General features: G+C 48.5%; 7 protein-coding genes. All 7 read right to left on the bottom strand.

Translation table 11 applies throughout. The features are described 5' to 3' along the window. On the bottom strand, nucleotides 1–510 hold a 510-nt coding region (tilS, locus tag GX659_07325), incomplete at its 3' end, for a tRNA lysidine(34) synthetase TilS (protein ID NLD28593.1). A gap of 4 nt (nucleotides 511–514) precedes the next feature. Next, nucleotides 515–1,021 carry a gamma carbonic anhydrase family protein gene (locus tag GX659_07320; protein ID NLD28592.1) on the bottom strand — a complete coding sequence of 169 codons (507 nt, stop codon included), beginning with the start codon at nucleotides 1,019–1,021 and terminating at the stop codon, nucleotides 515–517. Further along, complete coding sequence (gene vanZ / locus GX659_07315; GenBank protein NLD28591.1) at nucleotides 1,011–1,406, bottom strand: VanZ family protein; 396 nt, start codon at nucleotides 1,404–1,406, stop codon at nucleotides 1,011–1,013. Before vanZ ends, GX659_07320 begins: the two co-directional genes overlap by 11 nt. Nucleotides 1,407–1,415: 9 nt before the next feature. Further along, nucleotides 1,416–1,904, bottom strand: a complete 489-nt coding sequence (locus GX659_07310; GenBank protein NLD28590.1) for a bifunctional nuclease family protein — start codon at nucleotides 1,902–1,904, stop codon at nucleotides 1,416–1,418. 38 nt (nucleotides 1,905–1,942) lie between these two features. Further along, the gene (miaB, locus tag GX659_07305; protein NLD28589.1) at nucleotides 1,943–3,307 is read right to left on the bottom strand and encodes a tRNA (N6-isopentenyl adenosine(37)-C2)-methylthiotransferase MiaB; all 1,365 of its coding nucleotides are present in this window, start codon (nucleotides 3,305–3,307) and stop codon (nucleotides 1,943–1,945) included. A gap of 56 nt (nucleotides 3,308–3,363) precedes the next feature. Further along, the gene (locus GX659_07300; GenBank protein NLD28588.1) at nucleotides 3,364–3,726 is read right to left on the bottom strand and encodes a PqqD family protein; all 363 of its coding nucleotides are present in this window, start codon (nucleotides 3,724–3,726) and stop codon (nucleotides 3,364–3,366) included. Continuing rightward, nucleotides 3,695–4,665 (bottom strand): oligopeptide transporter, OPT family (locus GX659_07295; protein ID NLD28587.1); only part of this gene is annotated, 971 nt, incomplete at its 5' end. The genes GX659_07300 and GX659_07295, both read right to left, overlap by 32 nt.

Below are 4,665 nucleotides of genomic sequence, written 5' to 3'. Positions count from 1 at the left end.
TTTCCTCGTAACCGACAACATCGGCCTCAGTATCCTCATGAGGCCATTTGCAGAAAGCTCCCTCATTCCTGAAATTCCGTCTATGCCTGAACCCCTCAACATATGAAAGAGGACCGTTTCAACCTGATCTTCCATGTTATGACCAAGGACCACAACGCAGGAAGAATACATCCTGGAAATCTTTGAAAAGAAATTCCTTCGAATATCCCGTGCGCTGTCCTGAAGGTTTTCCTTCTTGCTCGGTTTTTTATGAAGAGCTGAAAATTTTACACCGTAGGATGAGGCCGCATTCCTTACGAGATCCTCATCCCCTTTGGAGTCCCTCCCCCTGAGGCCATAGTTGACATGGGCGACATGGATATCGAATCCAAGATCCTCTCTGCATCTACAGAGAAGATCCAGCATCACCATCGAATCCACACCTCCAGAAACACCGACGATGGCTGCCGTTCCGGAAGCCAGCGCTGCGCTTTCGATAAGCCGCTTTTTGATTTTTGGATAAAGCATCATTTTCCTATGCTTCAAAATATCCCATCGCGGTTTCGGCATAGCTCTTGGCAGCACTTTCGATTTGAGCCAACTCCTCGTCCGAAACGTTTCTTCTGATCTTGCCAGGAAACCCAATGACAAGGGATCTGGGAGGAATCACCGCGTTCTCGGTGACAAGGGCGCCGGCCCCTATCACAGAGCCCTCTCCGATCTTTGCCCCGTTCATTATTATCGCACCCATTCCGATGAGGACCTTGTCCTCTATGGTGCAACCGTGAAGTATCGCCCTATGTCCTACGCTAACATGACTGCCTATCTTCATCGGGTGTGAGGTTTCGACATGCAGAACCGAGAGATCCTGGATATTTGTGAAACTGCCTATTTCGATGGAGTTTAGATCAGCCCTGATCACGGCTCCAAACCAGATGTTGGCACGCGAGGCAATCCTGACATCGCCGAATACCGAGGCTGTGGAAGCTACGAACGCATCCTCGGCTATCGCTGGCAAAAAGTTTTTGTACTTACCCCTCATCAGAGCTCCTTCCTTTCTTTTTCAGCTTCTCCAAAAAAAAGGCGACTGGGATTGCAGCGGCCGCCCCAATTCCGTTTGCGACTGCATCTGCTATGCTGGCGTTCCTGTACGAAATAAAGTGTTGAACGATCTCCATAGAGAGCCCGTAAAGAAACGCTATGACCGCCGACGCTTTGACGACCCTATCCCATGATGCTCCCTTTTTTGGTTGAAAGCCCCACATGATCGCTATGGCGAAAATGAAATATGTAGCGGCATGGTAAAGCTTGTCCGAATACGAAAAGATATCCGGAGCGGAAATTTTTTTTGTGGAGAGAAAAAAAATGGAGACCGCACAAAAAACAGGAAGAATCGCTCGCATCATTCTTATTTTACGGATAGTCATCTACGGCACCTACATTTTATATTTTCCGAAATCTTCAGGTGAAAGACTTTCAAGAATTTCAGCCCATTTTTTTTCCTTCAGGACCGAGGAAGAATTCTCCTGGAAAAGATCGATCTTTCTAGATTTGTCGATGACATGCTTTGCAACAAAAATAGGGGACTTCGTCCTCAGCGCTATGGCGATCGCGTCGGAAGGCCTCGAATCCAAAATTACCTCTCCCGATGCCGTCTCCAAACATACTTTCGCGTAGAAGGTATTGTCTGAAAGATCGTTCACTTCAACTCTCGAAATAGTGATGCGTGCCGATTCAAGCATGTTCTTCATAAGATCATGAGTCATAGGACGGGAGAGCTTTATATTTTCAAGCTCCGTGGCTATGGCGCTCGCCTCTATGAGGCCGATCCAAATTGGAAGCGCACATTTTTCATCCATGTCCTTGAGGATGATGATGGGCATGCTGGTAAAGGGATCTATCGTGAGGCCAGTAACTTTCATCATTACCGAATCTTTAGCCGTCCCTTGAAACTTCAGATCGCTCATAGGTCAAGTTCTCCCTTAAGTGAATTTCTGAAAGCTCCGGTAACCCGGACGCGAACTATACCCCCAATGAGATATGGATTGCCAGAAAAATGTATTATCCTGTTGTCAGGCATTCTGCCGGTCAGAAGCCCTTTTTTCATTCTATCCATCCCATATACGAGGCAATTTCCGGCGCTCCCCACAAGAGATTCATTGGCGGATTTCGAAAGATTGCTCTGCAGATCCAAGACATCGGCCAGCCTGCGCTCTTTTTCTTCCTCGTCAACGTCATCGGCGAAATCGAAAGCTTCGGTATCCGGACGAGGGGAATATTTGAAGGCGAAGGAGGAATCGAACTTAACCTCATTCATCAAATCGAGCGTGTGATGATGATCTTCAATCTTTTCGCCGCAAAACCCTACGATTATATCGGTGGTGATCGAAATTCCCGGCCGTGCGGTTTTAAGCCCTGCTGCGATTTCAAGATATCTCTCTCTGGTATATGATCGCCTCATAGCTTTGAGAATTTTATTGGATCCGCTTTGGATTGGAAGATGGATATGCGGACAGAGTTTTTCGTTTTTTCCGTATTCCTCTATCAATTCCAAACTGACATCCTTAGGATGCGGGGAGGTGAATCGGATCCTCTCTATGCCGGTTGAATCTGAAATCATCCTCAGAAGATCTGTAAAATTCATTTCCGAGTTGGTATCAAGGGACCTTTTGGATGTATACGCATTGACGTTCTGACCAAGGAGGGTCACCTCCCTGACCCCTGCATCCACTAGGCGATTTACCTCAGTCATTATTTCGAGCGGAGTTCTACATACCTCTCTACCCCGAACCTTCGGCACTATGCAGTAGGAACAGGCGCAGTTGCACCCCTTCATTATGGAAACAAATGCTGCACCGGCCTCAAATTTCTGCCTTCCGATATCCCCCAAAAACTCGTATCCATCGGAGGAATTCACGAGTTCAACCATGAGTGGACGCTCGCCGTTTATTGCACTATTTATCATGAACGGCAATTTGGATATTTTATCGGGGCCAAAAACAAGATCGAGATGCGGATAGATTTCAAAAAGCGAATCTTTTTCCTGCTGTGCGACGCATCCGCATACGCCGACCAAAAGGTTAGGATTTTTTTTCTTGAGAAGTTGCGAGCGCCCTATCTCGCTTATCGCCTTGTGATGCGCCTTTTCCCTTATCGTGCAGGTATTGTACAATAAGAGATCAGCATCCTCGACGCTTTCAGAAGGAAGATAACCCATATTTTCAAGCATGACCCCCATCTTTGAGGAATCATGCTCGTTCATCTGGCAACCGAAAGTTCTTATGTAATAGCGCTTGGAATGATTTTCAGGCATAGCTGAATCTTTCATTATACAAACGCGGATCCACTGCCGCATAAAAACTTAAAAGCGAGTTTGAGAAAATTCTATCGGGCGTCCGGATCGGAGATCGTAAAAAGCCGCACAAAATCATTTTTCTGAAGGATGCAGAGAAATTTTTGCAGTCTATCCTCGGCTTCGGATAAGCCTTCGCCGAAATGCTCTTTCATGCCATTGCATATGGCATTGAAATCGCGCTCGCCGTCTATTTTGCCCCAGACAAATGAACCGAGCTCATCCAGCTTGACCCGTATATGCGGCCTTCTGAGGCGTGGCTGAAGCCACTTTGCGAGAGGCCCTTTCCTGAAGCGAGGAACAAGGAGGATGGCCCTGCCTTCAGGGCCATCCTCCGATTCCAAAACTTTTTTAGGAATTACATTAACCCATTGCGCTTGGTGGTGCTGGTTCATCCGGGCTACCCGCCTTTGAGATCGGTATCTTGATCAGTATGTATCCGAGTATGGCGAGGACTATATAGCCAACCCACGCCTTCGGCTCATCGAAAATACTCGGAATGTTAAAATTAAAAAATGCCAGAGCAGCAACGAGGAGTCCTATCAAAGCCTCGCCGGCTATAAATCCAGAGGCCACGAGTACGCCGGTATTCTCCGTGCGAATTTTTTGTGCCTCATTGAACTTGCGCCTCTTGACGATGAGATTCGCGATGTGCCGTATTACGCCGCCCGCAAAAATTGCGAAGGTGGTGTGAAGCGGAAGATACATTCCGACGGCTATCAGCATAGGGCTGGCCGCGCCCACGAGTATCAGCGCTATTCCCATGAAAGCGCCCACCATCATGAGGGGCCATGCCATCTGACCGGTTATGATCCCCTTGGCAAGCATCGCCATTAGGCCCGCCTGCGGCGCGGGGAGAGCCTTTCCTCCGAACCCCGTTCCTCCGACGTTTATATCACCCTGATGCAAAACGAGCAGCGGCAGGAACAAGACCGCGCCAGCGCAAACAACTCCGATTATTTCGGCGAGCTCCATCTTCCACGGAGTGCCTCCGAGAATATAACCGACCTTCATGTCCTGAAGCATATCTCCAGCTATAGCACTCGAACAGCATATGACAGCCGCCACACCGAGGGCCGCCGCGATTCCAGCCTTGCCGGTAACCCCTATCGCCACCATCAAAAGCGCTGCTATAACCAGAGTCGAGAGCGTCAACCCTGAAACGGGGTTGTTTGAAGACCCGATCAGTCCAACCAGATACCCGGCGACCGCAGCAAAGAAGAAGCCCGCTACACCCAAAACCATCGCTGATGCAAATGCTCCGAGAACACTGCCGCAGTAGTAATAGTAGAGGAAAGACATCAGGAGAAGGGAGATGCCGATCATAACGAGGA

Source organism: Myxococcales bacterium (assembly GCA_012513515.1).
Lineage (GTDB): Bacteria > UBA10199 > UBA10199 > 2-02-FULL-44-16 > JAAZCA01 > JAAZCA01.
The sequence above is the reverse complement of the archived record's forward strand: the minus strand, read 5'-3'. Positions and strand labels throughout refer to the sequence as shown.

What these genes read in the sequence shown, in the direction of transcription:
- miaB (NLD28589.1), bottom strand. Translation starts at nt 3,307, where the DNA reads ATGAAAGATTCAGCTATGCCTGAAAATCATTCCAAGCGCTATTACATA.
- GX659_07310 (NLD28590.1), bottom strand. Translation starts at nt 1,904, where the DNA reads ATGATGAAAGTTACTGGCCTCACGATAGATCCCTTTACCAGCATGCCC.
- GX659_07300 (NLD28588.1), bottom strand. Translation starts at nt 3,726, where the DNA reads ATGAACCAGCACCACCAAGCGCAATGGGTTAATGTAATTCCTAAAAAA.
- GX659_07320 (NLD28592.1), bottom strand. Translation starts at nt 1,021, where the DNA reads ATGAGGGGTAAGTACAAAAACTTTTTGCCAGCGATAGCCGAGGATGCG.
- vanZ (NLD28591.1), bottom strand. Translation starts at nt 1,406, where the DNA reads ATGACTATCCGTAAAATAAGAATGATGCGAGCGATTCTTCCTGTTTTT.